Raw genomic sequence first — 24,608 nt, forward strand, 5'->3', positions numbered from 1 at the left:
TTTATCTCTTCGATTCTTTTTGACCGCTTGAAACTTCAGGCTTCCCAGGATTGGGAATCCCCGGTACATCCCGCAGTTCTCTGCCAACAATCCGCTCTATGAGTAAGCCCATAGCGAGCACAAAGACCACAGTGAGGGTGAGTCTCGCCAGCATGAAACCCGCGCCAAGGAACTGGAGTTCTACCAGCTCCTGGGGAATCTTTATGCACGCCCAGGCAGAGAGGAAGGCAATAACACTCGCAACACGGGCACCTTTTTTGAGCAGGGACGCCGCTATGGGGAAGGCCACGTAGAGCGGACCCGTTGGAAAGGCCCCGATGAATATCGCGAGCAGCATGCTTTTTACCCCAGAGTTCCCCCCAAGGTATCTCACGATTAGCTCATCGGGAACGAAGACCGAGAACAGGCCCATCAGCACCATAACGGCCGGCATTATGAGAAGCATCTCCACGAGGAAGTTCTCGGAGGCCGAGAAGACCGGGTCTTTCTTTTCCGGAAACATCAAGAGGAGCACCGCTGTTATCAGGGCCACAACTCCAAGGAACAAAAGGTCGCGCAGGAATGCTTTCCTCTGGTTCTTCATCGCCCCCTGGCTCATTCCCTGACGTCCAGGAGGCCTGACGTCCGGGCGGCGCGGGGTTTCCCTCAAAGTATCACCCCCATGATGAGGCCGATAATGATCGCGACGATGAAGCTGAGGGCGTTCCTGAGCAGGGCCAGCTTGTTCCCCAGAATTCTCATCTCAAGGGGCAACGTCACGAAGCCGATCATCGTCAGCGTCGTTATGAAGACGGCAACCGAGGTCACGGAGGCACCCTTTTCAAGCAGCGAGGCCGCGAGGGGGAAGGCTATCAGGGAGGGGATGTGCAGTATCGCGCCGAGGAATGCAACGGTTAGAATACCAACCAGCCCCGCCTCCTCCCCCACGATCTCAGAGATTGTTTTCTCCGGCACAAAACCGGACATCAGCCCTATGATCAGGATTATGGCGAGCATCGTTGGAAGAATTCTGACGAACGACTTCGCGGCAACCACTAGGGCCCGTCGCGCCCTGGCCTCGTCCTTCCAGAAACCGATGAGGAGACAGACGAGGGCTAGAACGTTTATAAACAGGGCAGTCGTGTTCATGGCTTTTCCACCATGAGAAGCATGAAAAAAGGTTTATAAAAAACTAACTGGCGGCATCAGGTAATCAGCCCAGTGCCGCTTCCAAAAGGTTCAATCCCAGCTCAAGGTACTCCTCGGCCTTCTCCTCGCTCTTGGCCTCGCTGAAGACCCTGATTATCGGCTCCGTCCCGCTGGCCCTGACGAGAACCCAGCCGTCCTCGAAGAGGATTTTAGTCCCGTCGGTGGTGTCAACAGTGCAGCCCCTCTTCTCAGCGAGCTCGGCGACCTTGGCAACTATGGCCTTTCTGTCCCCTTCAACGTGTTTCTTCGTCTTGAACTGGTAGTACTTCGGCAGCTCATCTATCAGCTCGCTGAACTTCTTGCCGGATTTCGCGAAGATCTCGACTATCTTTGCCGCCGTCATCGCCCCGTCCCTGCCGAGGACGAAGTCCGGGAAGATAACGCCGCCGTTCTCCTCGCCGCCGATGGTTCCGTTGTGCTCGAGGAGAGCCCTCGCAACGATGAGGTCGCCGACCTTCGTTCTCATGACTTCCGCGTTGTTCCTCCTCGCTATATCGTCGAGAAGGTTTGAAGTGGCTATCGTCGTGACGAGAAGCCCTCCGCCGTTCTCCCTCAGAACTGCATCGGCAACCAGAGCGAAGGTCTTGTCGCCCTGTATGAACCTGCCGTTCTCGTCTATGAAAACCGCCCTGTCGGCGTCGCCGTCCTGGGCAACCCCAAAGTCGGCACCGAGGGCCTTCACGATCTCCATGAAGCCCTTCAGGTTCTCCTCGTTCGGCTCCGGGTTTCTGGCCGGGAAGTGGCCGTCCGGATGGGCGTTGACGCTGACGACCTTGCAGCCGAGCTCGCGGAGGAGGTAGGGGAGCGTTAGACTGCCTGCACCGTTGGATGTGTCCACGACCACGAAGGGTCTCCGCTTTTTGATCGCCTCAACGTCAACCCTGCTCTTTATCGCCTCGATGTAGGGCCTGATGACGTCCTCCTTCCTGACGTCGCCTATCTCGTCCCATCTGGCCCTGTCGAAGTCCTCTTTGAAGAAAACCTCCTCCACGACGGCTTCGCGCTCCTTCTTCAGCCCCATGCCGTTTGGTTCGAGCAGCTTTATGCCGTTGTATTCGGGCGGGTTGTGGCTGGCAGTTATTACGGCCCCGCCGTCCGCTTTAAAGTGATCCGTTGCCCACTGGATCGCAGGGGTGGGCGCGATGCCAACGTCGATGACGTCGCAGCCGGTGCTGAGAAGGCCGCTTATAAGCGCGCCCTTGAGCATCTCCCCGCTGACGCGGGTGTCCATGCCGACCACTACCAGGGGTTTCTCCCTCCCCTCGCGCTTGAGCATCGTTCCGAAGGCCATGCCCATCTTGAGGGCAAACTCTGGGGTTATCATTTCGTTGGCTATCCCCCTGACGCCGAAGGTACCGAACAGCCTTCCCATTGCAATCACCTCACATTAGAGCACTGGCAAAGTTGATTATCATCATCACGAAGATGTAGAGTCCGTAGACGAACGCCCCAGCCTGAATCAGCGAGACGATTATCTTCAGCGGCTTCCACTTGCCGGAGAGCAGGGGCACGGGAATGCCGATCAGTATCGCGGCGAACAGGTATATAACCGCGTTCTTTATGGCGGAGTAGTCCACCGGTATGTCTATCTGCGGGTAGGTTATGGTGACCTCCTGTCCCTGAACGGTGAAGGTTATATCCGCGTTCTGAAGCCCCACGACGATTATGTAGGACATTATGAGCACGAAGAGCAGCGTGGGCAGAAGGCTGAGCGAAAGGGAAGATATGGAGCCGCTGAACCGCTCCCACTCATCCCCGCAGTTCTTGACCTTCTCCTTCTTTTCATTCTTTTCAGATTCTTCAGCCATCATCACTCCCTCCCGAAATCGTCCTCAAAACGAACTATATCGTCCTCACCCAGGTACTCCCCGATCTGGGTCTCAATGACCTCAAGAACGACCTTTCCGGGGTTCTCAAGCCTGTGAACGACACCCGCAGGTATGAACGTGCTCTCACCCGGCCGGAGGAGGATTTCCTTCTCCCCGACGCGAACCTTTGCCGTGCCCCTGACCACCACCCAGTGCTCAGAGCGGTGGTAGTGCATCTGAAGGGAGAGCTTCTTACCCGGCAGAACGGTGAGGCGCTTTATCTTGTAGCGCTCGTTCTCCTCGAGGACGGTGTAGCTTCCCCAGGGGCGGTATGCCGTCCTGTGGACAAAGACCCTCTGGTCGCCGCGCTCCTTGAGCAGTTTGTAAACCTCCTTGACGCGCTGGCTCTCCCCGCGGTGCGCGATGAGAAGGGCGTCGTCAGTGTCTATTATTATGAGGTCCTCAACACCGACCGTCGCGGTCAGGCGCTCCGTCATCACGAGGTTGTTCCGGGAGTTCAGGGGAATGTACTCCGACTTCCTGCCGCCAATCTTTACGGCGTTTCCGCTCTCGTCCTTCCCCATAACCTCGTAGATGGCGTCGAAGCTGCCCAGGTCGTTCCAGTAGACGTTGAGTGGCACCACCGCGGCCTTGTCCGTCTTCTCCATGATTCCGTAGTCTATGCTGATGTCAGGGGCGGCGCGGTAGGCTTCATCCACACTCCCAGCGTTCTCAAAGGCCTCGTACACGTCGGGGGCGTGTTGGCGGATCTCCCCGATGAAAACCTCGGTATCAAACATGAACATGCCGCTGTTCCAGTAGTAGCCGTTCTCAACGTAGCGCTTTGCAGTTTCGAAGTCCGGCTTCTCCTTGAACTCATCGACGCGGTAACCGATGAGCTCGTCGCCTTCTCTCAGAGCCTCGCCCGGCTTTATGTAACCGTAGCCGGTGTGGGGGCGGGTCGGCTTTACCCCGAAGGTAACCAGATAGTTCTTGGCGAGCCTCTCCGCGTTCCTGAAAGCCCTCTCGTAGGCTTCATCTGCCTCTATCAGGTGGTCGCTTGGGAGAACGGCGACGATTGAATCCCCAAAGGTTTCCTCAACCTGCTTTATGCCCCAGTAAATGGCAGGCAGGGTGTTCTTCCCCTCCGGTTCGAGCAGGATATTCTCCTTCGGAAGCTCCAGGCCGAGCTCCCTGATGTCGTCGAGAACCCTGAACTTGTACGCATTATTGGTCACGACGAATATTTCATCCGGCCTTGAGAACCCGAGATTGAGTACCCGTTCCACGGTTCTCTGGAAGAGGGAACGATCGTCCAGGAACCGAACGAACTGCTTCGGCATCAGCTCCCTGCTCAGCGGCCAGAGGCGCGTTCCCTTGCCCCCCGCAAGAATAAGCGTTTTCATGGTAACCACCCCTGATTTCTGCACAATACTTGGGCCCATTTGTTTTTAACTTTGGCGTAAAAATGAAACTTAGCGGAGGGCGAACTCACCAACGAAGGCCGAACTCGATATGGTGTCGCCGATTCCGACGGTGCTCTTGGGCTTGGCCACTATCTTCGTCGGGGCGAAGGAAAGCTGGTAACCGTCGATCTCAGCGATGCCGTTCTTCATGCCGTACTCCTCGGTAAGTCTCTCCTCCACCGCCCCAGCATTCTCGTTCACCGGGACGTCCATGGCCTTGACCACGTCGTCTATGGAACGAACGTCGCCGAGCTTCGCCTTGGCGGCGGCAGCCAGTGCCGCGAAGAGCAGCGCGTCGCGGACGAAGTCCCCCCTGTAGTCCGTCAGGGCGAGGTAGTAGCCGTAGGTGTGGAAGTGTATCCTCTTAACGCCTGTCCTCCCGGCGAGCTTGAGCATGGCCTCGGTGACCGCGATTGGGTCCACCGGGTCGTCAGCTAGGAGCTTCTCAGCCAGACCTTTCTCACCCATGACCTCCATTATCGAGGCGAGCTCGACCTCGTTGAGGCCGACGCTGTGGAAATGGCCCAGGACGTCAACCAGGGCCCTTCTCACGGTCTCATCCGCGGTGAAGGCAAACTCAAGGTGAACCGGAACGTCCCTCGCGTTCAGGATTTCGAGGTGGCGCACCATCTCTTCGAAAGGCTCGCGGTAGTTCCCTCCTGTTAGGGTCTGGAGACCGCTGATGATTCCCAGCTCTGCTTTTTTCGCTATCTCCTCAAAGTGTTCGGTGAATTCGGGCCTTATGTAGACGTTCGGGTTGTAGTCATCGGCGGCGCCAATGAAGCGGTTCTCGCGGGGCGCCTCGAAGCCGAGAACCCTGAACCCGCGCGGGAACTCGTAGATGTAGTGGATGCAGTTCTCCTCGTCGCCGCCGAAGTCCCTCGGGTGGACGAGGTTAAGCCTCCCGTTCTCGGCCTTGGGAACGTAGATCGGACCGTCCTTGAAGAGCTCGGCCTGGAGCCTCGAAATCTGGGGAACGTGGGCTATTACCGGGACGCCGTAAACGCCGCCGAGGAGGTTGGCCATTATCCCCACCTGGCCGCCCATCCTCAGCTCGTCCCAGCCCCACTGCTTCATGTAGAACCTGACGGTGCAGCTCTCGACGAAGAGTTCTGCCGCCTTTCCGCGCCTGATGCTCCAGAGAATCCCGCCGAGGAGCTGGGGGACGTTCTCTATCCTCCCCGGAAGCTCATCGGAGTACCTCAGAACCCCGTCCTTTCCGACCAGCTCTATCCGCCGCTCCAGGTCTCTGGAGTCAAGGTACCTTATGGCGTCGATGTTCGTGTTGTAGGCGAGAAGAACTCCTCCAACCTTTTCGATGTTCCCGCGAACTTTATCGAAGGCCGATGAGTAGAGAGCGTCCCAGGACATTGTATCACCGGGAGTGATGTAACTGCTGAAAGTTAATAAGGGTTGCGGTGAGAAAAAGGGAAATCAAAGGTTCACTCCTTCCATCTCGGGTTGTCCACAACCTTGACTTCGCCGTTCTCCTCGATGACCAGCTTGGAGAAGCCCTTCTCGGCTATGCTGCCATAGTCATGGCCGGCGTCGGCTGGATAGACCGCTAGGAATATGAAGGGCTCGTCGCCTGTGTTAACGGTCCTGTGGGCCCAGTAGGGCGGGACGTAGACAACCGTTCCGGGCCCCATTGGTATCCACTCAGCCCTTCCTTCCGGCGTCTGGAGGAGCATTCCGCCCTTCCCCTTGATACCGTAGTATATCTCCGCCCTGTCGGCCTTCGAGTGGTAGTGTCCCTTCGTGAAGAAGAACTCCTTCCCGACCTTACCCGGGTAGAGAACGGTGGTTGCGAAGTTGAGGTCGCCGTCCTTCTCCTCCTGTTCAATCGCGTAAACCTCGTAAACAACCGGGTTCTCCCTGAGAAGCTCTTCGTAGGCTGTTTCGTCGACGAAGTACCCCTTCAGGTCGCTGAGCCTCCTGACGAGCTTCTTGGCCCCGGGAATGACGCCGGTTTCGAGGTCAATATCAACACCCAGCGGATTCTTGTACTCCATTGGAACCACCGTGATAGAAGTGAGGGTGGGCCTATTTAACCTTTCCCTTCTGTATCACCGAAAGTGTTACAGCAGTCTGAAGAGGAGGTAGGCGACGCCGATGGAGACCGCCCAGTAGCCGGCGTTCCAGCGGACGACCTTGGAGCCGTCCAGGGGCGGGAAGGGGAGCAGGTTGAAGAACGCCAGCCACAGGTTGACCGTTGCAGTGGTCTTGATGACCCACCAGAGGGGCGTGAACGGAGCCACTGTCCTCATGGCCACCAGTGCGGCAGCGCCGACGGCTATGTTGGTAAGCGGGCCCGCGAGGGCTATCCTCCCGAAGGCCTCTCTGGAATCCACAGCGTAGGGAGCGTAGACCTGAACGGCACCGAGGGCGGCGAATATCCACGTCGTTCCTGTGAGAAGGCGCATCGCTATGCCCATGAGAAGCGCCAGGAGTATTCCTGTGTCCCAGCGTTTGTAGTACGCCCTGTAGCCGTAGTGCCGCGCCACCTGCCTGTGGGCGAGCTCGTGGAAGATGAAGGCCGTCAGAACGGCGATGGTGGAGTAGGGAATCGCATAGGGGTCAAAGTTGGAAAACAGCAGAGCGAGGACTAGAAAAGAAATCAGTAAATCCTCGATCTCCCTCCTTCCCATGCCGTCCCTGTGAATTCCCTTCCACGGTTCGTAACCCATCGGGACCCCCGCGGGGAGGCTCACCTGCCCTTCACTTCAATCTTCTTGCCGATTACAAGCTCTGCGGCTTTAACTGCGGCACCGCCGCTTCCCACCGCTATCCTCACCTGATCCTCCGGAACGTAAACGACTATCTTGTCCTCAATCTCCTCAATTTCAAGAATCTTGACGTTGAGCATCTTCTCGAGTCTGTCCTTCATGGCGAATCCCCAAGAATCCTGTGGCGGTTCTAAATATAAAAGTAACGAATCAGTCGAAGTCCCAGATGGTTCTTCCTTTGTGGAACATCATGACGTAGCCGCAGTTCTTGCAGATGACTATCTTAACCTTGTGCGCCGTAAAGCCCCATTTGCTGTCTATCTTCCCCTCTTCAACCTTAAAATCCGTTCCGCCGCAGAGCGGGCAGACCAGATGCTTTCTCTCCATCACATCACCCCCGCTGTCCAATAGGGTGAGAGGAACCTCCGCTCCTTTGCCCTGTCGAGGAGGTGCTCTATCCCAGGCTTGTGACCGAGACCAACAACGGCTATGACCTTCGGCCTCTTAACCCCCCGGAGCTTCAGGTTCTCGACTATGGAGACGAGGTTCCTCGCCATGACCTCGTTCCTCTCCTCGACCAGAACGCGGTAGAGGTAGGGGTAGCGGCGCTTGAACTCCACCATCATGACCCTGTACTCGGCCATTGGGTCGGAGGGCTCGCCGAGCCTGACGGGCAGGAATATCCCCAGAGCTTCCAGGGCCATCAGGAGCTTCTCCCTCCCAGGGGCGGCGGCTATCTTGGAGAGTATGACGTTGATGTCCTCGTCTATAAGGTAGAGGGGGATGCCAAGGGTTTGAGCGGCGCTTATGGCCGCCTTCATCTCCTCACCGGGCTTCATCCCAAACTCCTCTCCCAGTTTCTCCTCGACCTTGGCTAAAGCGTAGTTTATCAATCCCTTCCTGCCGAAGCGGAGGGCATCCTCGAGGGTCATCTCCCTGTTCTCGTTCATGGCAAGGAAGCGCGCCCTGTCGAGCTCTATCGCAACGGCGTTGGGCCTCTCATCGAGTATCGTTCTGATGACCTCCTCCCTGCTCTTCGGCGAAACGTGCATCGTGCCTATGAGCTTAACGTAGCGAAGATAGCTCATCCTCTCTCCTCCAGAAGGTTTCTCACGCTGAATTCGCCCGATTTAAACGTCAAAATGTCGAAATCCCTTGGAACCACGAAATCTACTCCAAAATCGCGGCATATCCTCGAGGCTTCGCTCAGGTATTCATCGTAGGTGTAGCGAAAGGCCCTGTGGAAGAGTGCCAAAAGCTTAACCTTGGCCTTTTTAGCAACCTCGCAGGCCTCTTCCACCGTTGAGTGATAGCTGTCGCCCCTATCCTCAGAATTCAGGTAGGTCGCCTCGTGGATGAGGAGGTCGGCATTTTCGGCGAAGAGCCTCACCCTTTCGGCGGGCTCTGTGTCGCCGGTGTAGACGACCTTGAGACCTTTTCTCCTCGGCCCGGTGACGTCCTCGAGGCGGATTATCCGCCCGTTCCACTCGATTTTACCTTCCCGCTCAAGCTTTCCGAGTATCGGCCCCTCGCTCAGCCCGTACTCGGCGAGCTTCTCGGGAAGAAACTTTCCGCGCCTGTCCTTCTCCCGGAAGACGTATCCCAGGGCGGGAACGCCGTGCTCGACCTTGAAGCTCCAGATTTCATAGTCCCCGAACTTCAGCCTCGTCTCACCGAGCTCGTGAACGTGTATATCGAAGCCCGGCCTGAAGAAGCCGCTCTGGAGAAAGTGCTGGACGAACTCGAAGGTGTACTTGGGACCGTAGATGTGGAGGGGCTTTTCCCTGTCCCAGAGGTTCATCGTCTGTATCAGGGCGGCCAGGCCGAGGTAGTGGTCGCCGTGGAAGTGGGTGATGAAAATCTTCTCCACCTTCATCGGGCTGAGCTTTGCAGTGTTCATCTGCCTCATCGTGCCCTCCCCGACGTCGAAGAGTATAATCTCACCCTTGTATCGGAGCGCTACCGCCGGGACGTTTCTCTCCTTAGTGGGCATTATGCCGCCGGTGCCAAGGAAAATCACTTCAAGCATGTTATCACCTCCGAGGAGAAGTTTAAAAAGCTCCCGGGGCCTTCACCGTCGGGAACTTTCTGAAAATTTTTCTAGTTATCCTCCATAAATGTAAGACATGTTTATGAAAATCGTTTTATATTTTGAAGTGTAATAAGTATTGGGTTTACGTAGGTTACCATTCTGGGAACCTTCGTGGGCTCAGCTTGAGGGGGCATTTGTATGAAACGAAAGACCGCTTTGGTTGTTATCCTGCTTCTGGCCTTTTCGGTATTCATCATGCCGGGTCACAGGGTCACCGCGGAGGAATCCGACCTCGTTGACGGTTATGGGGGTATGGTCATAGCCGATGAAGAAATCATCATCGGCGACCGCGGGGACTACTTCTGGGCCTATGAGAACGAGAGTGGGAACGTCATCGGGAAATTCCACACCGGATACGAAAAGTGGGATGAGATGGCTGCCTGTGACGTTAACGGAGATGGGAAGGCCGAGATAATCCAGGGCGACAGGAGCACGGACAAGATATACATCTACACGATGGAAGGAACCGAGCTGGGCAAGCACGACGTCAACTTCGAGGCCGGAGACGACATAGCCTGTGGAGACCTCACCGGCAACGGGAAGGCGGAGATAGTCCACGCCGACAGGAACAACTGGATAAGCGTATTTGACGAGGATTTCAACCGCCTGAACCGCTTCAAGGTTGACGACTTCGCGGATGGCGATTCAATAGCCGTGGGTGACCTCGACGGAGACGGAAAGGCCGAGATAGTCCATGCCGACGTGAGTGCAAACATCATAACCCTCTACGATACGAACGGCAACGTTATGGGGAGTCTCCCAACGGAGGACTACTTCGAGCTGACATCGAGGGACGAGATAGCGATTGGAGATGTCAACCTCGACGGACTGAACGAGCTGGTAATTGCCACTCAGGACTCGGACGACTACCAGGAGAGGGGCATACACGTCTTTGGCTTCTCAAAGAAGGGCGCCCAGCTGGAGGGGAGAGAGCTAGCGACCTTCGTGATGCCCTTCCAAAAGGGGGACAGGATGGCAGTTGGAGACGTCAACGCAGACGGCCTCGACGAGATAGTCTGGGCCTCCCAGGACGGCTACGTGAAGGTCTACAACCTCGGAGGCGACCTGCTGAACGGGCCGAAGGGCCTGAAGACGGAGTTCAGTTATGGGGCGGGCCTCGCAGTTGGCGACGTGAACGGCGACTCAATAGTCGTTGGACCGCCAAGGAAGGGAAGGATGCACGTTGAGAACCTCGTTATAGCCGTGATAAACGCTCCGCCGGTTGACTACGACGTCATCAACAAGACGGGGGTATTCTACTCGGAGTTCACGACCGAAAAAACCCAGGCAACAAAGTTCTCGGTGAAGTCCACCCACGACGTCAAGATGAGCCTCGGAATGAAGGCGGTCATGGGCAACAAGAAGGTCGCCTACGCTGAGGTCAACCTGAAAATGAACATGGGGTTCCAGCTCCAGAGGGAGAGGGGACGGAGCTACGAGGAGAGCATAACCTACGGACTCACCTCCGACATGGGTGACGGGGCGCTCTACGTAACCACGGACTACGACGTCTACGAGTTTCCCATAATAAGCCCACCGGAGCTGGCGGTGGTGAACGGCGAGCAGCAGTACATACTCGTGACGGTTCCCAAGGGGCCGCCCCACGTCCACTTCCAGAACTACAAGTCGGAGCTCCACGAGATTGGGGACATAAACACCTACCCCGAGAACCTGAACGAGCTGAAGAACTACGAGCCCGGAAACCTTCTCGACACCTTCACCATAGAGGTCGGCCAGGTGGGGAGCTCCTACGAGAGGGCAGTCAAGGAGTTGAGATGGACGAAGAGCAAGAACACCTTCAACGTCGGCGTTTCCCTCGGCATCGGAGGGGGCTACACCTCACCCACGTCAAGCCTCGACCTGAAGATGGAGGGCAGCTACGGATACGAGAAGGTAACGACCCACGAGGTGACCGTTTCCAACGAGACCAGCGTCAAGGTTGTCTACAAGGGAGGCATAAGCGACCCGAGCATGTGGTACAACGCAACCGGTGTTATCTACCTCGACAGCGAGGACGGACACCTGGTTCTCGACTTCCTCGTGCCGAGCAAGGGGGAGCACTACGAGGCGAGGAGCGGAAGCCCGATACTGATAAACTTCGGCTTCTTCACGATAGACTACTATGCCCTGCTGCTCATGAACAAACCTCCGGAGTGCTCGATTTCAGCCTCTCCAAGCTCCGGGAAGCTTCCGCTCGAAGTTGACTTCGCCCTGAACTTAAACGACCCTGAGAACGGCTCCATGAGGTGGGAGATTGACTTCGGAGACGGCTCTAGGGCCGAGGGCAACGGCACGGAAGTTGGACACGTTTACCGCGAGGAAGGGAAATACAAGGTCATCCTGATGGTCTACGACCCCTGGAACGCCAACGCCACCTGTACGGCAGGGATAAACGTCAAACCCAACGAGAAGCCAACGGCGCTCTTCAGCTACTCGCCCGCCGAGATCAAGGCCGGAGACGAGGTGCTCTTTACCGACAGCTCCACGGACCCGGACGGAAGCGTTGCCAGGTGGAGCTGGAACTTCGGCGACGGAAGCACTTCAACCGAGCGGAACCCGAGGCACACGTACACGAACCCCGGCTCATACACGGTTATGCTGACCGTTGAAGACGAGAACGGACTGAAGGGAACTTACTACAAGGAGATAAGGGTAGAACCACAGAACTATCCTCCGACGGCTGACTTTACGTTCCTGCCAAAGGAGCCGAAGGCCGGGGAGGAGATAAGCTTCGCGGACAAGTCCTACGACAGGGACGGAGACATAGTTGGCTGGAGCTGGGATTTTGGGGACGGGAGCACATCCAGCGAGGCTGAACCGATCCATGTGTATTCAAGCGCCGGCAACTACACGGTGACCCTGAAGGTGAGGGACGACGGTGGAGGAGAGGACGTCAGGAGAATCACCATCACGGTTGGAGCCGCGGAGAGCCCCTCGCCAACCGAGACGACATCAACCGAAGCCCCAACTACCACTACACCATCCGAAACGACGTCAAGCACGCCGAGTGGGACAACCAGCTCCCCAGAGAAGAGTCCCTCCAGCACCCAGCCATCCCCGACTGAGTCAGGGAGCACGTGCGGACCGGGAATAGTCGTCATTCTGGCCGCACTCCTGGCCCTTTGGAGGAGACGCTGACTCCTCCATTTAATTTTAACCAAAGCGTTAAATACTTCCGGACGGCTAATTATTCTGAGGTGTTCTGAGATGGATGAGATTCTGAAGGCAATCGAGGAAAAGGACTGCAAAAAGGTCGCAGACCTTCTGTACCACAGGGTTGACGAGCTGGGCGACGAGGAGCTTAAGGAGGTCCTCGAAAAGGCCGAAAAGCTCGCCCTGGAGTGTAGAGACTTCGAACTTTACAAGCTCACCGTTTACTACTTCAGCGAGCTCCTGGGGATTGACAAGCTGAGCGAGTTTGAGAAGCTGGTCGAAGAGGAGGACACGTTTGAGGTAAAGTTCGAGCTGGCCGACCTTTACTACCTCATCGGAGAGCTGGAGAAGAGCCTCGAGCTCTATCGGGCCCTCCTCGAGGAAGAGACCGAGAAGGGCAACAAGGGGAACATAGCGAAAATCTACTACGCCATGGCGCTCATCCACGAGGAACTTCAGGAGTACGAGAAGGCCATCGAACTCATGGAGAAAGCCGAGGAGATACACCGCGAACTCGGAAACGAGGACGAGGTTCTGAGGGTAGCCATCCACAAGGCCTACGTGCTCTTTGAGTCAGGGGAGACCTACGAGGCAAAGGCCATGCTCGCTGGCCTTCTCCCGAAGGTTCTGAACAAGAAAGACCTCCTCGTGGAGATACACCTGAGCTTCGAGGAGATATTCGAGGAGGACGAGAACTACGAGGCGGCTTTGCAGGAGTGTCTCTACGCCCTCATCCACGCCCGGGGCTCGGACTACGAGGACATAGCCTTCGGCTCGCTGATGGACGTCCTCTGGCAGCTGATGCTCGAAGACGATTTCGAGACGGTTTACCTCCACATGGACATGTTCGCCAGGGCGCTCCCGGAGTTGGCGGACTTCTTCGAGGCCGTAAAAGCGATAGCCCTCTACAAGGACGGCAAAATCGAGGGAGAGGAGGCGAGCAAGGCCCTGGAAAAGGTCAAGGACCCGCGTCTGCTCGACCTCCTAGAGCTGCTCGGTGAGGCAGAGCTCTAAAAAAGCGTCGCCGGGAAGTATTTCCCTCACGTTTTATTTCATTTTGAAAAACATGAACACAAAAACACAAAAAGAGAGAAAGCCACGACCCCGTTTCCACCCGCTATATCAGGCCGTATTTTTCAAAATCCCTGGTGAGCTCCTCCACGGCCCTCTTGATGTCCTCCTCCGTCCTGGCCCCTGAGACAACCACTCTCCCGCTGTTGAAGATGAGAACTGTCATCCTGGAGTTTTTGACCCTGTAGACCACACCTGGAAAGATTTCAGGCTCGTACTCCACGTTGGGAAGGGTTAGTGCAACGATGTCAAGGTCGAGCGTCCCAAGGCCCAGGTCGCCCGCGGCCACGATGTTCTGAACCTGTATCTCAGGCTCCCCCCTGAACTTCATGCCCATAGCTTCAAGCGTTCGTTTGAGCTTCTCAGTGGCTTTCCTAATCGTTTCAACGCTCTTTGCCCCCGTGCAGACGAGCTTTCCGGAGTAAAATATCAAAAACGTCACCCCAAAGGACTCCATCTTGTAAACAGCTCCCGGGAATACAGAAGGGTTATAATGCACGGAGTCCAGTTTACTTGCCACCTTCTCAACGTCTATTCCACCGTGTAAGTCGATGGAAGCTACCACGTTCTCAACCTTTAGGGACATTTTACCCACCGCGTTAAAGTTCGCGACGGAACCTTAACTTTAACGGAAGCTCACATGACATTTCATTGCTCTATCAGATTGAAAGAATTGAAATATGGGAGAAAACTTTCCTATATCATGTGAACCTCCTCTCCAGAACTTTTCTGTGGATTGCACTGCCCGTGAAGAAGAACACAGAGCCAAACAGGGCCAGCATTAAAAGGTCAAGCCACACAGGTAGATATCCATTGCCAAGTGAATGCCTCAGGGCATCGACGTAGTATGTCAGCGGTGAGACGAGGGAAATCCACCTGCCGTAGGCGGGCAGGTTTTCGATGGGGACGAAGATGCCGCTGATGAAGAGGAGCGAGAATTTAACGAGCGACGACAGCATCATGACGTCGGCGGGAACGTCCGTGGGAGGATAAGAGGACATGAGCACCGTCATTGCAGAGAAGCAGCCAACAGCCAGGATGGTGGCGAGGACGAAGAGCCAGATAGAGGGGTGGATTGAGAGGTAGAGCATTGCGGGAACCGCTATCGCGAACGTTATCGCAAGCCCGAAGTAGAGGGAAGCCTGGAAGTCGCCGAGGAGAACCGTCGTCAGCGAAACAGGGGCTGTTATGAGCCTCTCGAAGGTTCTTCCCCTGCACTCCCACGGGATTATCGTGGGGCCAACGGCGGTGGATGTGAAGAAGGCGGTCATGGCCGTTAGGCCAACGAGGAGATGACCACCCGAGAGGTTACGCCCTATCATGAAGGCTAGGAACAGGAAGAAGGGGAAGATAAGGCCCATTATCACCACCGGCCCCTTGAGGTAGAAGATGCGCATGTCCTTCTTCGCTATGGCGAAGGAACGTTTGAGTGCCTCAATCATTTCCCTCACCAACCAGCTTGATGAAGACGTCCTCCAGTGAGGGCGACAGCGTTTTGAGGCTCACTATCTTCAACCCCTTTTTTTCGGCATAGTGGACGAGCTCCTTAACCGTTGCGTCGGGGTCGTTCGTGAAAACCCTCGCCTTGTCCCCCATCAGCTCGACCTTCGTCGCGGAGGCTATCTCCGAGGGGTCGAGTTTCATCGGCTCAAAGCTGACCTCAACCGAGATACTGCCTTTGACCAGCTGCTTCAGCTTCTCGGGCGTGTCAATCGCTATTAGCTTTCCTTTCCTAATGATTCCAATCCTCTCGCACAGCTCGTTTGCGTCAACCATGTTGTGGGTCGTCATGAATATCGTCTTCCCCCTCCGCTTCTCCTCGCGGATGACGTCCTTTATCAGGCGTGCGCTCAGGACGTCGAGCCCGCTCGTCGGTTCGTCGAGGATTAGAAGCTCTGGGTCGCTTATCATCGCCATCGCGAGGATGAGGCGCTGTCTCATGCCCTTAGAGAAGGCCCTCACCTTCACGTTCCTCTTCTCGTATAGGTCGAAGAGCTTGAGGAGCTCAACCGAGCGCCCCTCTATCTCCCCCCTTCCCATCCCGTAGAGCTCGCCCATGAGCCTGAGGTTCTGCATCGCCGTCAGGTCAACGTAGGGGTTGGCCATCTCGGGGACGATGCCCGTTCTCTCCCTCGCCTTTATCTTTTCCCTCTCGTCGAGCATGTCGTAGCCGAGAACCCTTATCTCTCCTGAATTCGGCCTCAGAACGCCTGTAATCGTTCTGACGGTGGTTGTTTTTCCCGCCCCATTCGGGCCGAGGAACCCAAAAATCTCACCCCTCTTAACCTCAAAGCTCACGTTATCAACGGCGAGAAAGGAACCGTAGTACTTGGTGAGCCCGACGACTTCTATGGCCTTCATGTCTTCAGCACCTGAATGAACTAAGGTTCATAGGTTAAAACTCTTTATGGCTTCAGACACGCTCTTTGCCCTCAGGCTGGCGAAGAGTCTTACGAAGAGTATCATGAGTATCATGTCGCTGAAGGGGCCTCCCAAGGCCGTTCCAACGGCCGCAAGAGAACCAAACGTCCCTATGGCCATCGCAGTCGCGAGGGTCATGTTGGAGCCGGTCGAATACACGAGAGATATGATGTGCTCCAGGGGAAAGCCAAGCGCTTTTCCTGTGAAGTAAGCCACGGCCGCACGCGCTAGGAAGTAGGCGTTCATCATGAGCGCTCCAACGACTATAATCTCTGGCTTCTCGGCTATCATCTTCCCGTTTATGCCGAAGACCACGGTTATCATCCAGTACATGCCGAGGAGCGAGAGACCCACGAGGGGCTCCTTGAGCTTCATGAGGGCATCTTTTCCCTTCCACCTCAGAACCGCGTACTTCGTCAGCTGGCCCGCCACGAGGGGCACTATGATGTAGAGGACGAGCGACTTGAGGAGCAGCCACGTGGGGACTTTTATGAGCGTGTGGAGGAGCAGCTTGGCGTAAACCGGCATGACGAAGAGCGAGAGGACGAACGTCCACACGACGCCGACGAGCGTCAGCTGGAACTTCCCTCCCGCGAGGTTCGTGAATGCCGGCGCCGAGCTTGGGAGCGGAGCGAGGCTTATCAGCACGACCCCAGCGAGCAGCCTCGGGTCAGTGTTCGGCATTACCGCAAGCCAGAACTTGATGAGAAGCCACGTCAAGGCTGGGAAGAGGAGGACGTAGAAGGCACTCAATGCCACGAGATACTTCGTCTTTATCTCGGTTCTCGTCGTGAACGCCTTTCTTATGTCCATGAACACCATCGGCTGGAAGAGCATCATAAAGAGGGCAATCGGCAGCGTCCATTTAAGGGACAGGAAGGCATCCCTGTGGTGAACACCGGCGTAGCTCGATAGGATGATGAGAGTGAAGACGATGTATGTTATCTTCTCCTTCAGGAACTTTACAATTTTCATCTCAACCATCTCCTAATTCGCCGTTTGGAAAAATAAAAGCTCAGGCGAGCCATAGGAGGCCCACCACCCTTCCGTCCTTCACGAGCTGGACTTTCGTCCCCCACTTCCCGTGCCAGTAGGCGCCGACTTCGAGTTCTCTCGGCTCAACGTTCTCCCAGAGCTCTCCGACTATCTCCCCGTCAACGAGCAGGGGGATGTGGAAGGTTCCGCAGCGGCAGTGCCACGCGGGCCCCTTCGTGGCCTTCTCGAGCAGTGCCTTCGCCTTTGCCTTAATTTCCTCGTAGCTCGGCTCATTTTCCATCACGTAGCCAAACCTTCCAACCTTCCACTTCCATCCGGGAACACCGAACGGCATCTCAACCACCTCCTACTTTTTGCTCAAACAACGAAAGGGTCACGGGGCGGGGGAGGGCCTTCTCGCCATGCGCCTTCCCATCCCGTACAGAAAGGCCAGGAAGGCACCCACCACGGCCCCCACGCTGAGCATGTGGAGCGTCTCGGGCACGTTCGCCGTGAGTATCTTCATCACGATCTCAATGAGGGCCAGCGAGAGTATTGCCAGCATCGTGTAGCGGACGTAGAGTGGCTTTATCCTGTGCATCAGGAGCGAGCCCGTTATCCCGCCGAGAAAGCCAGCAGTTCCCACCGCCACCAGGGTTTCCATCGCTATGGGTATCCTCGGGAGTATGATAGTGTACGTCAGCAGGGTAACGCCCGAAACTCCGAGTGCAGTGGCTGCCGTGTTCGCCGAGACCTTCTTCGGGTTTCTGAAGAGGTACGAGAAAGCTATGAGTGCTATTGGCGCCGCGTCCATGCCTATGAGGCCCGCGGTGAAGCCCTCGACGGCCCCGAGCGCGTAGATTTTCCAGCCGTCGCCGCCTTCCGCCATCCCGCTGGAGAGCATGCGGTAGAGGGCGAAGAGCAGGAACAGAGCAAAGGCCACCAGCACGAGAACCCTCGGAATGTGAACGTTCACGTACGCCCCCAAAGGAACGAAGAGCGCCGCGGGGACGAAGACCCTCGCAACCTTCCTCCATTCTATGAGGCCCTTCTTCCAGTTCATGGCGGTTGCCACGGTCAGCTCCGCCGTGTTCTGCGTCAGCCCGAGCAGCATGGCCGCGTGAACGCCCAGTCCCATGGCTATGTAGTTGGGTATGAGCACCCCCGCCGCTCCCATTCCAGCTATCGCGAACACGCTCGCGAGGATGTAGGTGAGTATCACCATCCCAAACATCCTCCATCACCTCCGTCTTCTCTGTTTTGTAATATCACAAAAGTCTTTATAAAGCTTTCTATAACATTCGAGCTAAACTCGCTCGAAAGCGGTAATTTTATAAAGATGGGGGAGTAATAATCAACGGTGGTGAAGGTGCCGAAGTGGATGATGGGTGACATGGCAGTTTTGAAGAACCTCATGATGATGCTCAAATCCCTGATGGCCGAACCGAGGCGGAGCATCATAAGAATCCTGAGCGATGGCATAAAGGGGACGAACGAGATATACCAGGCCCTTCAGGAGAGGGGCCTCAACATGCCCCGCTCAACGCTCTACTACCACCTCTCTGCCCTTGAGGACATGGGAATAATCGAGATGGCGGGTTACAGAGAGGTTGGAGGTGGAGCGCCCGAGAAGCTCTGGAAGCTCAGGGTCAGGAAGATAGGAATAGACCTCGTCACGGGGGAGATATTCAGGGAATGATGCTAAAAAGAAAAACCTCATAGCACGCCCACTCTAAACATCGCTGCCTTGAGAGAGTTATCGTAGTTATTGCCCGCTACGTTTCAGCTTCTAGTTGCGTTTGTTGCAACTGGTGTGGTTGGCTTCTTGTTCCTGTTCACATCAAACCACCTCAAGCGAGAGGTCATCAGCTCCAGGCTGAACGGAAACATCCTAAAAAACAAAACCACAAAATTTACGATTGCAATTTTCATGGGGGATTATCAAGGCTCCCAATTTCCTCATAGCGTCTTACCAGTCTATTCTTGCATTAAAAACATAAAGGGATCCTAAAAGCTTCAAATCAGTTTGAAGCTATATCTATGTCTTCCCAAGCGTGGGTTGGCCATTCCAAACCACTTGTTGGGGGTACTAGCTCCAAGATCTTAACGGTTTCCCTACAACTCTATTCATCTAACTCTTGGACACAGCTCAAGAACCACTTAGGGTCTTCAGCCCCTCAACAAATTCCTTTATCCCTTCCTTCAGCCTTTTTTTCATCAGGACCTTCCTGAGGACGGGCCTCTTGCCAAGGATTTCCTCCATCTGCTCAAGACACTTTCCGGGCCTCCCAGCGCACGTGCAGAAAAAGGCTGCGTTTCTAATCTTCTCTCTGTTCTGGAGTAGATAAGTCCTTATGGCAGGAGTCACGCGACCGTTCCAGACGGGGGTTCCAATGACCACGAGGTCGTAGCTGGAAGGATCTTTCTCAAACTCTATCTCTGTGGTTTTACCTCTCGTCGCGTCATAGCCGGCTATGAGGAAGCCAAGAATCCCCTTACGGGGCTTTTTGTCTATGACTTCGTCAATATCCGCGTTGAAGGCTCTGGCAACTTCTTGAGCAACCCTCTTAGTCGTCTCGCTCCGCGAGTAGAAGACAACGAGCGTTTTCATAGGCACTACCCACATTAAATTGCTATGATGGTTAATAGCATTTTTGGACTTCATCATGTCGTGAAGTACAAAAATCGGGGAGAAGTCTTCACCTCCAAGTGCTATAAAGTCTCAGATTAACCCTTTCTCCTTGCTATTATATCCGCTAGAAGCTCCCCATCAACGCCCACGTTCTCGGGCTCGTTCTCATGAATTACCACGCTCACGTGGTGCACCTTGTAGATCTCCCTGACTACGTTGGTTATTCTCCTCACGAGCTCCCTCTTAGTTTCAACATCGACTTTGGGCCCTTCAATTATTATCGTCGGCATTGCCATCACAAATCTGTTTTTGTTTCATGTGTTAAAATCCTTGTGGGTATGTGAGCCATTTTCACGGAGTTAATTGCTAATCCCTGCTACCATGCGAATTCTCCCCCACTCTCGGTAACGTCTTTTGTGCTTATGCACAAAGTTTATATGAGAAGAAATTTTCAATTAAACGGGTGATGTGGTATGAGAATAGCTGTTCCAGCGATGGATGACAGGGGCCTGGAAAGCGAAGTTAGCGGGCATTTTGGAAGGGCGAAGTACTTCGTCTTCGTGGAGGTGGAGGATGGCAAAATAAAGGATTCCAAGGTCGTTGAGGTTCCCTTCGAGGAGCACGGGCCCGGCGACCTTCCGAGGTTCGTCAAGGAGCACGGCGGAGATGTTGTCCTTGCCTACGGAATGGGCCCCAAAGCGGTCTCCTTCTTCAACGAGCTTGGTATAGAGGTAGTTACTGGTGCCTACGGAAGAATCAGGGACGTCGTCGAGGCGTTCATTCACCAGGTCCTTGAGGTTGACCCCTACTGGAAGGAGAAGATAGAGCGCGAAAAGGAAAGGGAAGGATGGGAGAAGCACGGGCATTGAGAGGGTTTTCAACGATGGGTTCAGGAAACGTTTAAATTTTTCATATGATTTTTATTTCAGGTGAAGCAGATGAAGGTAAGCGTAAAGGACTTCGCACCGAGCTGGTTCGCGAGCGTCATGGGAACTGGGGCCTTAGCCCTGGCCAGCAAAGCGTACTCATCGAGGATTTCGGCCCTGGGTGGATTGGCAGAGTTCCTAGTCTACTTCAACACGCTCCTCTTCTTCGTCCTCCTAATCCCCTGGCTCCTCAGGTGGGTGAAGCACACGGAAAACGCACTAAAAGATCTCAAGCATCCTGTTGTGTGTCACTTCTACGGAACGATAGCCGTGGCCATGCTCGTCCTCTCAGCGGATTATCTCTTTATACTCAAGAAAACCGCCATCGCAAAGGCGTTCTGGATTCCGGGAGCGGTTCTAACGATATTCTTCGCCCTCCTCATTCCCTACCTGATGTTCGTGGAGAGGGAGATAGACCTCAAGTCCGTTACCCCAGCGTGGTTCATTCCTCCCGTAGGACTGATTGTGATTCCAATGAGCGGTGCGGCTTTGATATCGAGCTTCTCGGGAACTGCCAGGGAGGTTGCCTACGCGGTTAACTACTTCGCATGGGGAGCGGGCTTCTTCCTCTACCTCGGCCTGTTCGCGATAGTGTTTTTCCGATTCATAAGGCACGAGCCGATGCCCTGCGGTATGGCCCCAGCGGTGTGGATAAACCTCGGTCCCATTGGAGCGGGAACCTCAACGCTCTACGCGCTCGTTAAGGCCAGCGACTTCCTGACGGTCAAAGAACCGTTCTTCGCCTTCGGTTTAATCCTCTGGGGCTTCGGCGTCTGGTGGCTGGCGATGGCCATCATAATGACCCTATACTACATTAGGAGGCTCACCCTGCCCTACAGCCTCGCCTGGTGGGCCTTCATCTTCCCCCTCGGGGCCTACGTGGGGGCAACGCACAACGTTGGCACGGCCTTTGGGATAGGGGTAATAGACGGCTTCGGCTTCGCCCTCTACTGGCTCCTCCTCACCATATGGCTGGTAACGGGTTTGAAAACAGCGAAGCACGTGCTCCTCGAATGATTTTTCTTTATCACCATTCCCCCAGGAGGCCCTTTATTATGAGCTCCGCCGCTTCTTCCTCTGTTAGACCCTTGGCCATGAGCTGAATGAGCTGGGCCTCGTTTATCCTGCCTATCGAGGCCTCGTGCGTGAGCTCGGCCTTATCGTTCTTCACCCTCAGCAGGGGAACGGTCTGGACGTCGGCGTCGCCCTTAACGATTTCGTGACACTCAACGTGCCCCTTCGCGTAGTCCCCAAAACCGTAGGCCTCGTTTATGACGTTGACCTTCGCCCTGTCAAAGGCTATGGCCGTGCTCCTCAGGTTTGCCCTTGAGCGGGCCCCTTCCAGGTAGGCGACTTCCTTTATTTCAACCGAGTCGTCCTTAACCGCCTTCACCTTAGACTCAAGCTCAAGGACGGCCCTCTCACCGAGCCTCGCGACCATCTCAAGCTTCAGCTCCTTCGCTCTATGTTTTGTCAGGGTGAACTTCCCCGTGTAGCGGGCGCCTCTGCCAACGCTCACTTCGGTCCTGCCAACCATCCTCACGCCCTCGCCGTGGACGTGCTCGTCGTCGTAGAGCACGTTCGAACCTTCCCCGATTTTTATTCTCGTTATTGCCTCGTGGGTGAAGTCCTTGGCGTAGGGAAAGATGCAGTGGGACGTGAACCTGACCTTCGAGTTTTTGCCAACGTTTATGTCAAAGATGACCCTCTGGTAGCCCTCGCTCTTCAGGTAGCCCGTGCAGAGGTGTATGGGGAAGGGAAGCTCAACGTTGTCCGTGATTTTAACTTCAGCCCTAACCCCGTTCTCAATCTCCTCGCCCCTTATCTCAACCCCGGGAACGTTGTTGAGGCCGATGACCCTGTCCCCGCTGATGATTATCGCCGCTATCCTGTCCCCGAAAAGAGATGTATCGAGACCTTCCCGCTGGTAGGCCTCAACCAGCGCCTCGTATTCCCTAGTGAGGTCAATTTTTATCGTCATTCTCCACCATCCCCGTTAGAAGGCACCTCCCGCAGGTTCTCCGGTAGTAGTCAACAACCTCCCGCGAGAAGCCCTTCTTCAGAAGTCTGCCCGCGCAGATGAAGTATGAGAAGTCGGTCCTGGCCGCTATCTCCTCGTGGTGGGTGATGAGTATCACGGTGGTACCGCACCTCTGGAAGTAGTCGAGAACCCGCTCTATCAGCTCTCCGGCCGTTATGTCGAGGCCCGAGTCGGGCTCGTCGAGGATGACGTACCTCGGTTTCAGGAGGAGAAGTGATGCGAGCTCCACCCTCTTCCTTTCACCGCCGCTCAAACTCCTGTCCACAAAACGGCGGACGTAGAGCTCGTAGGGCAGGCCAACGAGCTCAAGGGCTTCCCTTATCTCGTCCTCCTCGAGTTTAAGCTTCCCGCCGAGGGTGAGGTAGTTCCTCACGGTTATGCCCTCGTACCGAGCCGGCTCCTGCCAGGCCATGCTTATCCCCAGCTTTGCCCTCCCCGTAACGCTCAGCCGGGTTATATCCTCGCCATCTAGGAGAATCTGGCCGGACGTTGGCTTTAGCTCCCCCATCAAAATACGAGCTATCGTCGATTTTCCAGCGCCGTTGGGGCCAAGTATCGCGTAGCTCATTCCATCCCTGAAGGTCATGTTTATTGAGCGGAGGATTCTTCTGCCGTTTTGCGAGTGCTCAACGTTCCTCAGGCAGAGCATTCTTACCAATAACATTTCATATGAAAATAATTTAAATCTTTCTGGGCAACTTCGTCCAGAACTTTTAGTTGAAAATAATAACATATGAAAATTATTTTAAACTAATCTGAGCAACTCCCTATGGAGGTGATAAAATGTCCGGAGGAGAAGCTCCCGTCATAGGGAAAGATGCCCTTGGAAGGCCAGTCAAAGACCTGAGCGTCATCCCCTGGTGGGGCGTTGACAGGAAGGATATAGAGTGGTACCCGAGGATAAACTACGACAAATGTGCGGGATGCGGTCTTTGCTTTGTAACGTGCGGAAGAAGGGTGTTCGAATGGGACACAGACAATGCAAAACCCATCGTTGCGAGGCCCTACAACTGTATGGTGGGATGCAACACCTGCGCCATGCTCTGTCCCTGTGATGCCATAGAATTCCCCGACAAGAGCTATCTAAGGAAATGGGTGGCAAAAGCGAGGGTGGTGAAAAAAGCCTTTGAAATCGTTGATTCCATAATGCCCAAGAACCATCTGAGCGAAGAGGAGCTCAAGAGCACCCCGGAAGGGTGAGGGGACGCTGTATTCCGGGTCAATGAGGAATGAAGGGAGAAGCCGTTTCACGGCCCCCCACCAGATCACCGGCTCTCTAAGACAGGAAAATAACGAAAAACTTGTCTCAAGAGCGTTTTCAACCCATAGCCACGAGGAGCGTCTTTAGGGCTATAAGGTACATTATAACCCCTATCATCCTTTTTACCTGCGAGGAGCTCATCTTAAAGTGCATCAGGTGCGTTCCAAGCCAGCCTCCCGCTATGGCGGGAATCGAAACCCACAGAAGCAGTTCCCAGTCTAACGTTCCCATGCCCCAGTAGGTCAGGAAACCGCTGAGGGAGGAAAAGAAGACAATTAAAGCCGTTGTCGAGGCAACTTTCTTTGGCTCGTAGCCAAGAAGTATCAACGCGGGACTGATTATTCCGCCTCCCCCAACGCCGAGGAGTCCACCCAGAAAACCCGCTATTCCACCGATGAGCGAGCCCTCAATGATGTGGTTTCCCCCTTCCCTCCGTTTCCTGGGCCGGAAAAAGAGCATCATCGTGCCAGAGTAGAGGAGGAAGAGTACGAAAACGGCGAGAACGATGCGATGGGGTATGAACTTCCCGGAGTAAGCCCCAAGGGGAGAGGCAACCGTCGCAGTAACGAGAATCGGGAGACCGAAGCGAACGTCAAGTTTGCCGTGTTTCAGGTTTTTAGCAGTCGCGGAGAGCATTGAGAGTGTGTTTATGAAAAGACCCGTCGGCTTGGCGCTCATCAATGGGACACCGAGCCAGCCCATCACCGGGACGATGGCCACCGCTGAGCCGACGCCGCCTATTGAGAAGACGATACTGAGGATGAACGCGATCAGCGCAAGTTCGGGATAGTTCATTTTAGGTCACCCGAAAAGCGTGGGCAGTTTCATTTAAAAGGTCTTCCCTCATG

Annotated in this window: 29 protein-coding genes; 6 read left to right on the plus strand and 23 right to left on the minus strand. The window is 55.2% G+C overall.

All coding sequences use genetic code 11. The features are described 5' to 3' along the window. Position 1: 1 nt before the first annotated feature. The 12 genes from GQS_RS04055 to GQS_RS04105 all read right to left on the minus strand — a co-directional run bounded on the left by GQS_RS04055 (position 2) and on the right by GQS_RS04105 (position 9,217). Positions 2–649 (minus strand): permease, encoded by a 648-nt coding sequence (locus GQS_RS04055; protein WP_014012395.1) that lies wholly within the window; start codon positions 647–649, stop codon positions 2–4. Continuing rightward, positions 646–1,128, minus strand: coding sequence for a permease (locus GQS_RS04060; RefSeq protein ID WP_014012396.1), 483 nt, complete (start codon positions 1,126–1,128; stop codon positions 646–648). Before GQS_RS04060 ends, GQS_RS04055 begins: the two co-directional genes overlap by 4 nt. A gap of 64 nt (positions 1,129–1,192) precedes the next feature. Next, the gene (gene glmM, locus GQS_RS04065) at positions 1,193–2,560 is read right to left on the minus strand and encodes a phosphoglucosamine mutase (protein ID WP_014012397.1); all 1,368 of its coding nucleotides are present in this window, start codon (positions 2,558–2,560) and stop codon (positions 1,193–1,195) included. 10 nt (positions 2,561–2,570) lie between these two features. Next, complete coding sequence (locus GQS_RS04070; protein ID WP_014012398.1) at positions 2,571–2,999, minus strand: hypothetical protein; 429 nt, start codon at positions 2,997–2,999, stop codon at positions 2,571–2,573. Continuing rightward, complete coding sequence (locus tag GQS_RS04075; RefSeq protein WP_014012399.1) at positions 2,999–4,402, minus strand: mannose-1-phosphate guanylyltransferase/mannose-6-phosphate isomerase; 1,404 nt, start codon at positions 4,400–4,402, stop codon at positions 2,999–3,001. The genes GQS_RS04070 and GQS_RS04075 overlap by 1 nt, the downstream gene beginning before the upstream one ends. 69 nt (positions 4,403–4,471) lie before the next feature. Then, a complete protein-coding gene (locus GQS_RS04080) occupies positions 4,472–5,833 on the minus strand; it encodes an ADP-specific glucokinase (RefSeq protein ID WP_014012400.1) in 1,362 nt (453 codons plus the stop codon). A 71-nt stretch (positions 5,834–5,904) separates the two neighbouring features. After that, the gene (gene pgiA, locus GQS_RS04085) at positions 5,905–6,474 is read right to left on the minus strand and encodes a glucose-6-phosphate isomerase (protein ID WP_014012401.1); all 570 of its coding nucleotides are present in this window, start codon (positions 6,472–6,474) and stop codon (positions 5,905–5,907) included. A 66-nt stretch (positions 6,475–6,540) separates the two neighbouring features. Next, a complete protein-coding gene (locus GQS_RS04090) occupies positions 6,541–7,149 on the minus strand; it encodes a site-2 protease family protein (RefSeq protein WP_014012402.1) in 609 nt (202 codons plus the stop codon). Positions 7,150–7,169: 20 nt separating this feature from the next. Beyond that, a complete protein-coding gene (locus GQS_RS04095; protein WP_014012403.1) occupies positions 7,170–7,349 on the minus strand; it encodes a KH domain-containing protein in 180 nt (59 codons plus the stop codon). A 49-nt stretch (positions 7,350–7,398) separates the two neighbouring features. Next, positions 7,399–7,575, minus strand: coding sequence for a Lar family restriction alleviation protein (locus tag GQS_RS11000; RefSeq protein WP_014012404.1), 177 nt, complete (start codon positions 7,573–7,575; stop codon positions 7,399–7,401). Beyond that, on the minus strand, positions 7,575–8,276 hold the full coding sequence (locus GQS_RS04100) for a TraB domain-containing protein (RefSeq protein WP_014012405.1): 702 nt from the start codon (positions 8,274–8,276) through the stop codon (positions 7,575–7,577). Before GQS_RS04100 ends, GQS_RS11000 begins: the two co-directional genes overlap by 1 nt. Further along, positions 8,273–9,217, minus strand: coding sequence for a ribonuclease Z (locus tag GQS_RS04105; RefSeq protein ID WP_014012406.1), 945 nt, complete (start codon positions 9,215–9,217; stop codon positions 8,273–8,275). Before GQS_RS04105 ends, GQS_RS04100 begins: the two co-directional genes overlap by 4 nt. A 201-nt stretch (positions 9,218–9,418) precedes the next feature. On the opposite strand from GQS_RS04105, the gene GQS_RS04110 reads away from it, so the two are divergent. Together GQS_RS04110 and GQS_RS04115 are read left to right on the plus strand one after the other, a co-directional pair. Beyond that, positions 9,419–12,418 carry a PKD domain-containing protein gene (locus GQS_RS04110; protein WP_048056522.1) on the plus strand — a complete coding sequence of 1,000 codons (3,000 nt, stop codon included), beginning with the start codon at positions 9,419–9,421 and terminating at the stop codon, positions 12,416–12,418. A 69-nt stretch (positions 12,419–12,487) separates the two neighbouring features. After that, positions 12,488–13,447: a lipopolysaccharide assembly protein LapB gene (locus tag GQS_RS04115; protein WP_014012408.1), complete on the plus strand. Its 960-nt coding sequence runs from the start codon at positions 12,488–12,490 to the stop codon at positions 13,445–13,447. A 103-nt stretch (positions 13,448–13,550) separates the two neighbouring features. Here the strand turns inward: GQS_RS04115 and GQS_RS04120 are convergent, their stop codons facing one another. The 6 genes from GQS_RS04120 to GQS_RS04145 form a co-directional block, all read right to left on the minus strand. After that, a complete protein-coding gene (locus tag GQS_RS04120) occupies positions 13,551–14,090 on the minus strand; it encodes a TATA-box-binding protein (protein ID WP_014012409.1) in 540 nt (179 codons plus the stop codon). Positions 14,091–14,205: 115 nt separating this feature from the next. After that, positions 14,206–14,946 carry an ABC transporter permease gene (locus GQS_RS04125; RefSeq protein WP_014012410.1) on the minus strand — a complete coding sequence of 247 codons (741 nt, stop codon included), beginning with the start codon at positions 14,944–14,946 and terminating at the stop codon, positions 14,206–14,208. Beyond that, positions 14,939–15,865, minus strand: a complete 927-nt coding sequence (locus tag GQS_RS04130) for a daunorubicin resistance protein DrrA family ABC transporter ATP-binding protein (RefSeq protein WP_014012411.1) — start codon at positions 15,863–15,865, stop codon at positions 14,939–14,941. The genes GQS_RS04125 and GQS_RS04130 overlap by 8 nt, the downstream gene beginning before the upstream one ends. A gap of 27 nt (positions 15,866–15,892) precedes the next feature. Beyond that, positions 15,893–16,909, minus strand: coding sequence for an arsenic resistance protein (locus tag GQS_RS04135; protein ID WP_014012412.1), 1,017 nt, complete (start codon positions 16,907–16,909; stop codon positions 15,893–15,895). 31 nt (positions 16,910–16,940) lie between these two features. Next, positions 16,941–17,255: a hypothetical protein gene (locus GQS_RS04140; protein ID WP_014012413.1), complete on the minus strand. Its 315-nt coding sequence runs from the start codon at positions 17,253–17,255 to the stop codon at positions 16,941–16,943. A 39-nt stretch (positions 17,256–17,294) separates the two neighbouring features. Next, a complete protein-coding gene (locus tag GQS_RS04145) occupies positions 17,295–18,134 on the minus strand; it encodes a sulfite exporter TauE/SafE family protein (RefSeq protein WP_014012414.1) in 840 nt (279 codons plus the stop codon). A 126-nt stretch (positions 18,135–18,260) separates the two neighbouring features. Between GQS_RS04145 and GQS_RS04150 the strand changes: the two genes are divergently transcribed. Further along, positions 18,261–18,599: a helix-turn-helix domain-containing protein gene (locus tag GQS_RS04150; RefSeq protein WP_238515816.1), complete on the plus strand. Its 339-nt coding sequence runs from the start codon at positions 18,261–18,263 to the stop codon at positions 18,597–18,599. A 450-nt stretch (positions 18,600–19,049) separates the two neighbouring features. On the opposite strand, the gene GQS_RS04155 is transcribed toward GQS_RS04150, so the two are convergent. Beyond that, positions 19,050–19,511 (minus strand): flavodoxin, encoded by a 462-nt coding sequence (locus GQS_RS04155; protein WP_014012416.1) that lies wholly within the window; start codon positions 19,509–19,511, stop codon positions 19,050–19,052. A 116-nt stretch (positions 19,512–19,627) separates the two neighbouring features. Continuing rightward, positions 19,628–19,828, minus strand: coding sequence for a 4-oxalocrotonate tautomerase DmpI (gene dmpI / locus GQS_RS04160; RefSeq protein WP_238515818.1), 201 nt, complete (start codon positions 19,826–19,828; stop codon positions 19,628–19,630). A 177-nt stretch (positions 19,829–20,005) separates the two neighbouring features. Between dmpI and GQS_RS04165 the strand changes: the two genes are divergently transcribed. Together GQS_RS04165 and tdt are read left to right on the plus strand one after the other, a co-directional pair. After that, positions 20,006–20,401 carry a NifB/NifX family molybdenum-iron cluster-binding protein gene (locus GQS_RS04165; RefSeq protein WP_014012418.1) on the plus strand — a complete coding sequence of 132 codons (396 nt, stop codon included), beginning with the start codon at positions 20,006–20,008 and terminating at the stop codon, positions 20,399–20,401. A 69-nt stretch (positions 20,402–20,470) separates the two neighbouring features. Further along, positions 20,471–21,475, plus strand: a complete 1,005-nt coding sequence (gene tdt / locus GQS_RS04170) for a tellurite-resistance/dicarboxylate transporter (RefSeq protein WP_014012419.1) — start codon at positions 20,471–20,473, stop codon at positions 21,473–21,475. A 10-nt stretch (positions 21,476–21,485) separates the two neighbouring features. On the opposite strand, the gene GQS_RS04175 is transcribed toward tdt, so the two are convergent. Together GQS_RS04175 and GQS_RS04180 are read right to left on the minus strand one after the other, a co-directional pair. Beyond that, positions 21,486–22,439: a SufD family Fe-S cluster assembly protein gene (locus GQS_RS04175; protein ID WP_014012420.1), complete on the minus strand. Its 954-nt coding sequence runs from the start codon at positions 22,437–22,439 to the stop codon at positions 21,486–21,488. Then, on the minus strand, positions 22,423–23,148 hold the full coding sequence (locus GQS_RS04180; protein ID WP_014012421.1) for an ATP-binding cassette domain-containing protein: 726 nt from the start codon (positions 23,146–23,148) through the stop codon (positions 22,423–22,425). Before GQS_RS04180 ends, GQS_RS04175 begins: the two co-directional genes overlap by 17 nt. Positions 23,149–23,282: 134 nt before the next feature. On the opposite strand from GQS_RS04180, the gene GQS_RS04185 reads away from it, so the two are divergent. Continuing rightward, entirely contained in the window at positions 23,283–23,699 is a 417-nt protein-coding gene (locus GQS_RS04185) for a ferredoxin family protein (protein ID WP_014012422.1), read from the plus strand. 118 nt (positions 23,700–23,817) lie between these two features. Here GQS_RS04185 and GQS_RS04190 read toward each other — a convergent pair whose 3' ends face one another. Then, the gene (locus tag GQS_RS04190) at positions 23,818–24,555 is read right to left on the minus strand and encodes a sulfite exporter TauE/SafE family protein (RefSeq protein ID WP_014012423.1); all 738 of its coding nucleotides are present in this window, start codon (positions 24,553–24,555) and stop codon (positions 23,818–23,820) included. Positions 24,556–24,608 lie beyond the last annotated feature (53 nt).

It is taken from the genome of Thermococcus sp. 4557 (assembly GCF_000221185.1).
Taxonomy (GTDB): domain Archaea; phylum Methanobacteriota_B; class Thermococci; order Thermococcales; family Thermococcaceae; genus Thermococcus.

Bases quoted from the DNA above. Each gene is read 5' to 3' on its own strand.
- GQS_RS04155 (WP_014012416.1), bottom strand. From the start codon at position 19,511: ATGAAAACGCTCGTTGTCTTCTACTCGCGGAGCGAGACGACTAAGAGG.
- GQS_RS04175 (WP_014012420.1), bottom strand. From the start codon at position 22,439: ATGACGATAAAAATTGACCTCACTAGGGAATACGAGGCGCTGGTTGAG.
- GQS_RS04135 (WP_014012412.1), bottom strand. From the start codon at position 16,909: ATGGTTGAGATGAAAATTGTAAAGTTCCTGAAGGAGAAGATAACATAC.
- GQS_RS04145 (WP_014012414.1), bottom strand. From the start codon at position 18,134: ATGTTTGGGATGGTGATACTCACCTACATCCTCGCGAGCGTGTTCGCG.
- GQS_RS11000 (WP_014012404.1), bottom strand. From the start codon at position 7,575: ATGGAGAGAAAGCATCTGGTCTGCCCGCTCTGCGGCGGAACGGATTTT.
- GQS_RS04130 (WP_014012411.1), bottom strand. From the start codon at position 15,865: ATGAAGGCCATAGAAGTCGTCGGGCTCACCAAGTACTACGGTTCCTTT.
- GQS_RS04165 (WP_014012418.1), top strand. From the start codon at position 20,006: ATGAGAATAGCTGTTCCAGCGATGGATGACAGGGGCCTGGAAAGCGAA.
- GQS_RS04100 (WP_014012405.1), bottom strand. From the start codon at position 8,276: ATGAGCTATCTTCGCTACGTTAAGCTCATAGGCACGATGCACGTTTCG.
- GQS_RS04070 (WP_014012398.1), bottom strand. From the start codon at position 2,999: ATGATGGCTGAAGAATCTGAAAAGAATGAAAAGAAGGAGAAGGTCAAG.
- dmpI (WP_238515818.1), bottom strand. From the start codon at position 19,828: ATGGCAATGCCGACGATAATAATTGAAGGGCCCAAAGTCGATGTTGAA.
- GQS_RS04080 (WP_014012400.1), bottom strand. From the start codon at position 5,833: ATGTCCTGGGACGCTCTCTACTCATCGGCCTTCGATAAAGTTCGCGGG.
- GQS_RS04180 (WP_014012421.1), bottom strand. From the start codon at position 23,148: ATGCTCTGCCTGAGGAACGTTGAGCACTCGCAAAACGGCAGAAGAATC.
- GQS_RS04125 (WP_014012410.1), bottom strand. From the start codon at position 14,946: ATGATTGAGGCACTCAAACGTTCCTTCGCCATAGCGAAGAAGGACATG.
- GQS_RS04190 (WP_014012423.1), bottom strand. From the start codon at position 24,555: ATGAACTATCCCGAACTTGCGCTGATCGCGTTCATCCTCAGTATCGTC.
- GQS_RS04095 (WP_014012403.1), bottom strand. From the start codon at position 7,349: ATGAAGGACAGACTCGAGAAGATGCTCAACGTCAAGATTCTTGAAATT.
- GQS_RS04060 (WP_014012396.1), bottom strand. From the start codon at position 1,128: ATGAACACGACTGCCCTGTTTATAAACGTTCTAGCCCTCGTCTGTCTC.
- GQS_RS04120 (WP_014012409.1), bottom strand. From the start codon at position 14,090: ATGTCCCTAAAGGTTGAGAACGTGGTAGCTTCCATCGACTTACACGGT.
- GQS_RS04075 (WP_014012399.1), bottom strand. From the start codon at position 4,402: ATGAAAACGCTTATTCTTGCGGGGGGCAAGGGAACGCGCCTCTGGCCG.
- glmM (WP_014012397.1), bottom strand. From the start codon at position 2,560: ATGGGAAGGCTGTTCGGTACCTTCGGCGTCAGGGGGATAGCCAACGAA.
- GQS_RS04115 (WP_014012408.1), top strand. From the start codon at position 12,488: ATGGATGAGATTCTGAAGGCAATCGAGGAAAAGGACTGCAAAAAGGTC.
- GQS_RS04110 (WP_048056522.1), top strand. From the start codon at position 9,419: ATGAAACGAAAGACCGCTTTGGTTGTTATCCTGCTTCTGGCCTTTTCG.
- GQS_RS04185 (WP_014012422.1), top strand. From the start codon at position 23,283: ATGTCCGGAGGAGAAGCTCCCGTCATAGGGAAAGATGCCCTTGGAAGG.
- GQS_RS04140 (WP_014012413.1), bottom strand. From the start codon at position 17,255: ATGCCGTTCGGTGTTCCCGGATGGAAGTGGAAGGTTGGAAGGTTTGGC.
- tdt (WP_014012419.1), top strand. From the start codon at position 20,471: ATGAAGGTAAGCGTAAAGGACTTCGCACCGAGCTGGTTCGCGAGCGTC.
- GQS_RS04105 (WP_014012406.1), bottom strand. From the start codon at position 9,217: ATGCTTGAAGTGATTTTCCTTGGCACCGGCGGCATAATGCCCACTAAG.
- GQS_RS04090 (WP_014012402.1), bottom strand. From the start codon at position 7,149: ATGGGTTACGAACCGTGGAAGGGAATTCACAGGGACGGCATGGGAAGG.
- pgiA (WP_014012401.1), bottom strand. From the start codon at position 6,474: ATGGAGTACAAGAATCCGCTGGGTGTTGATATTGACCTCGAAACCGGC.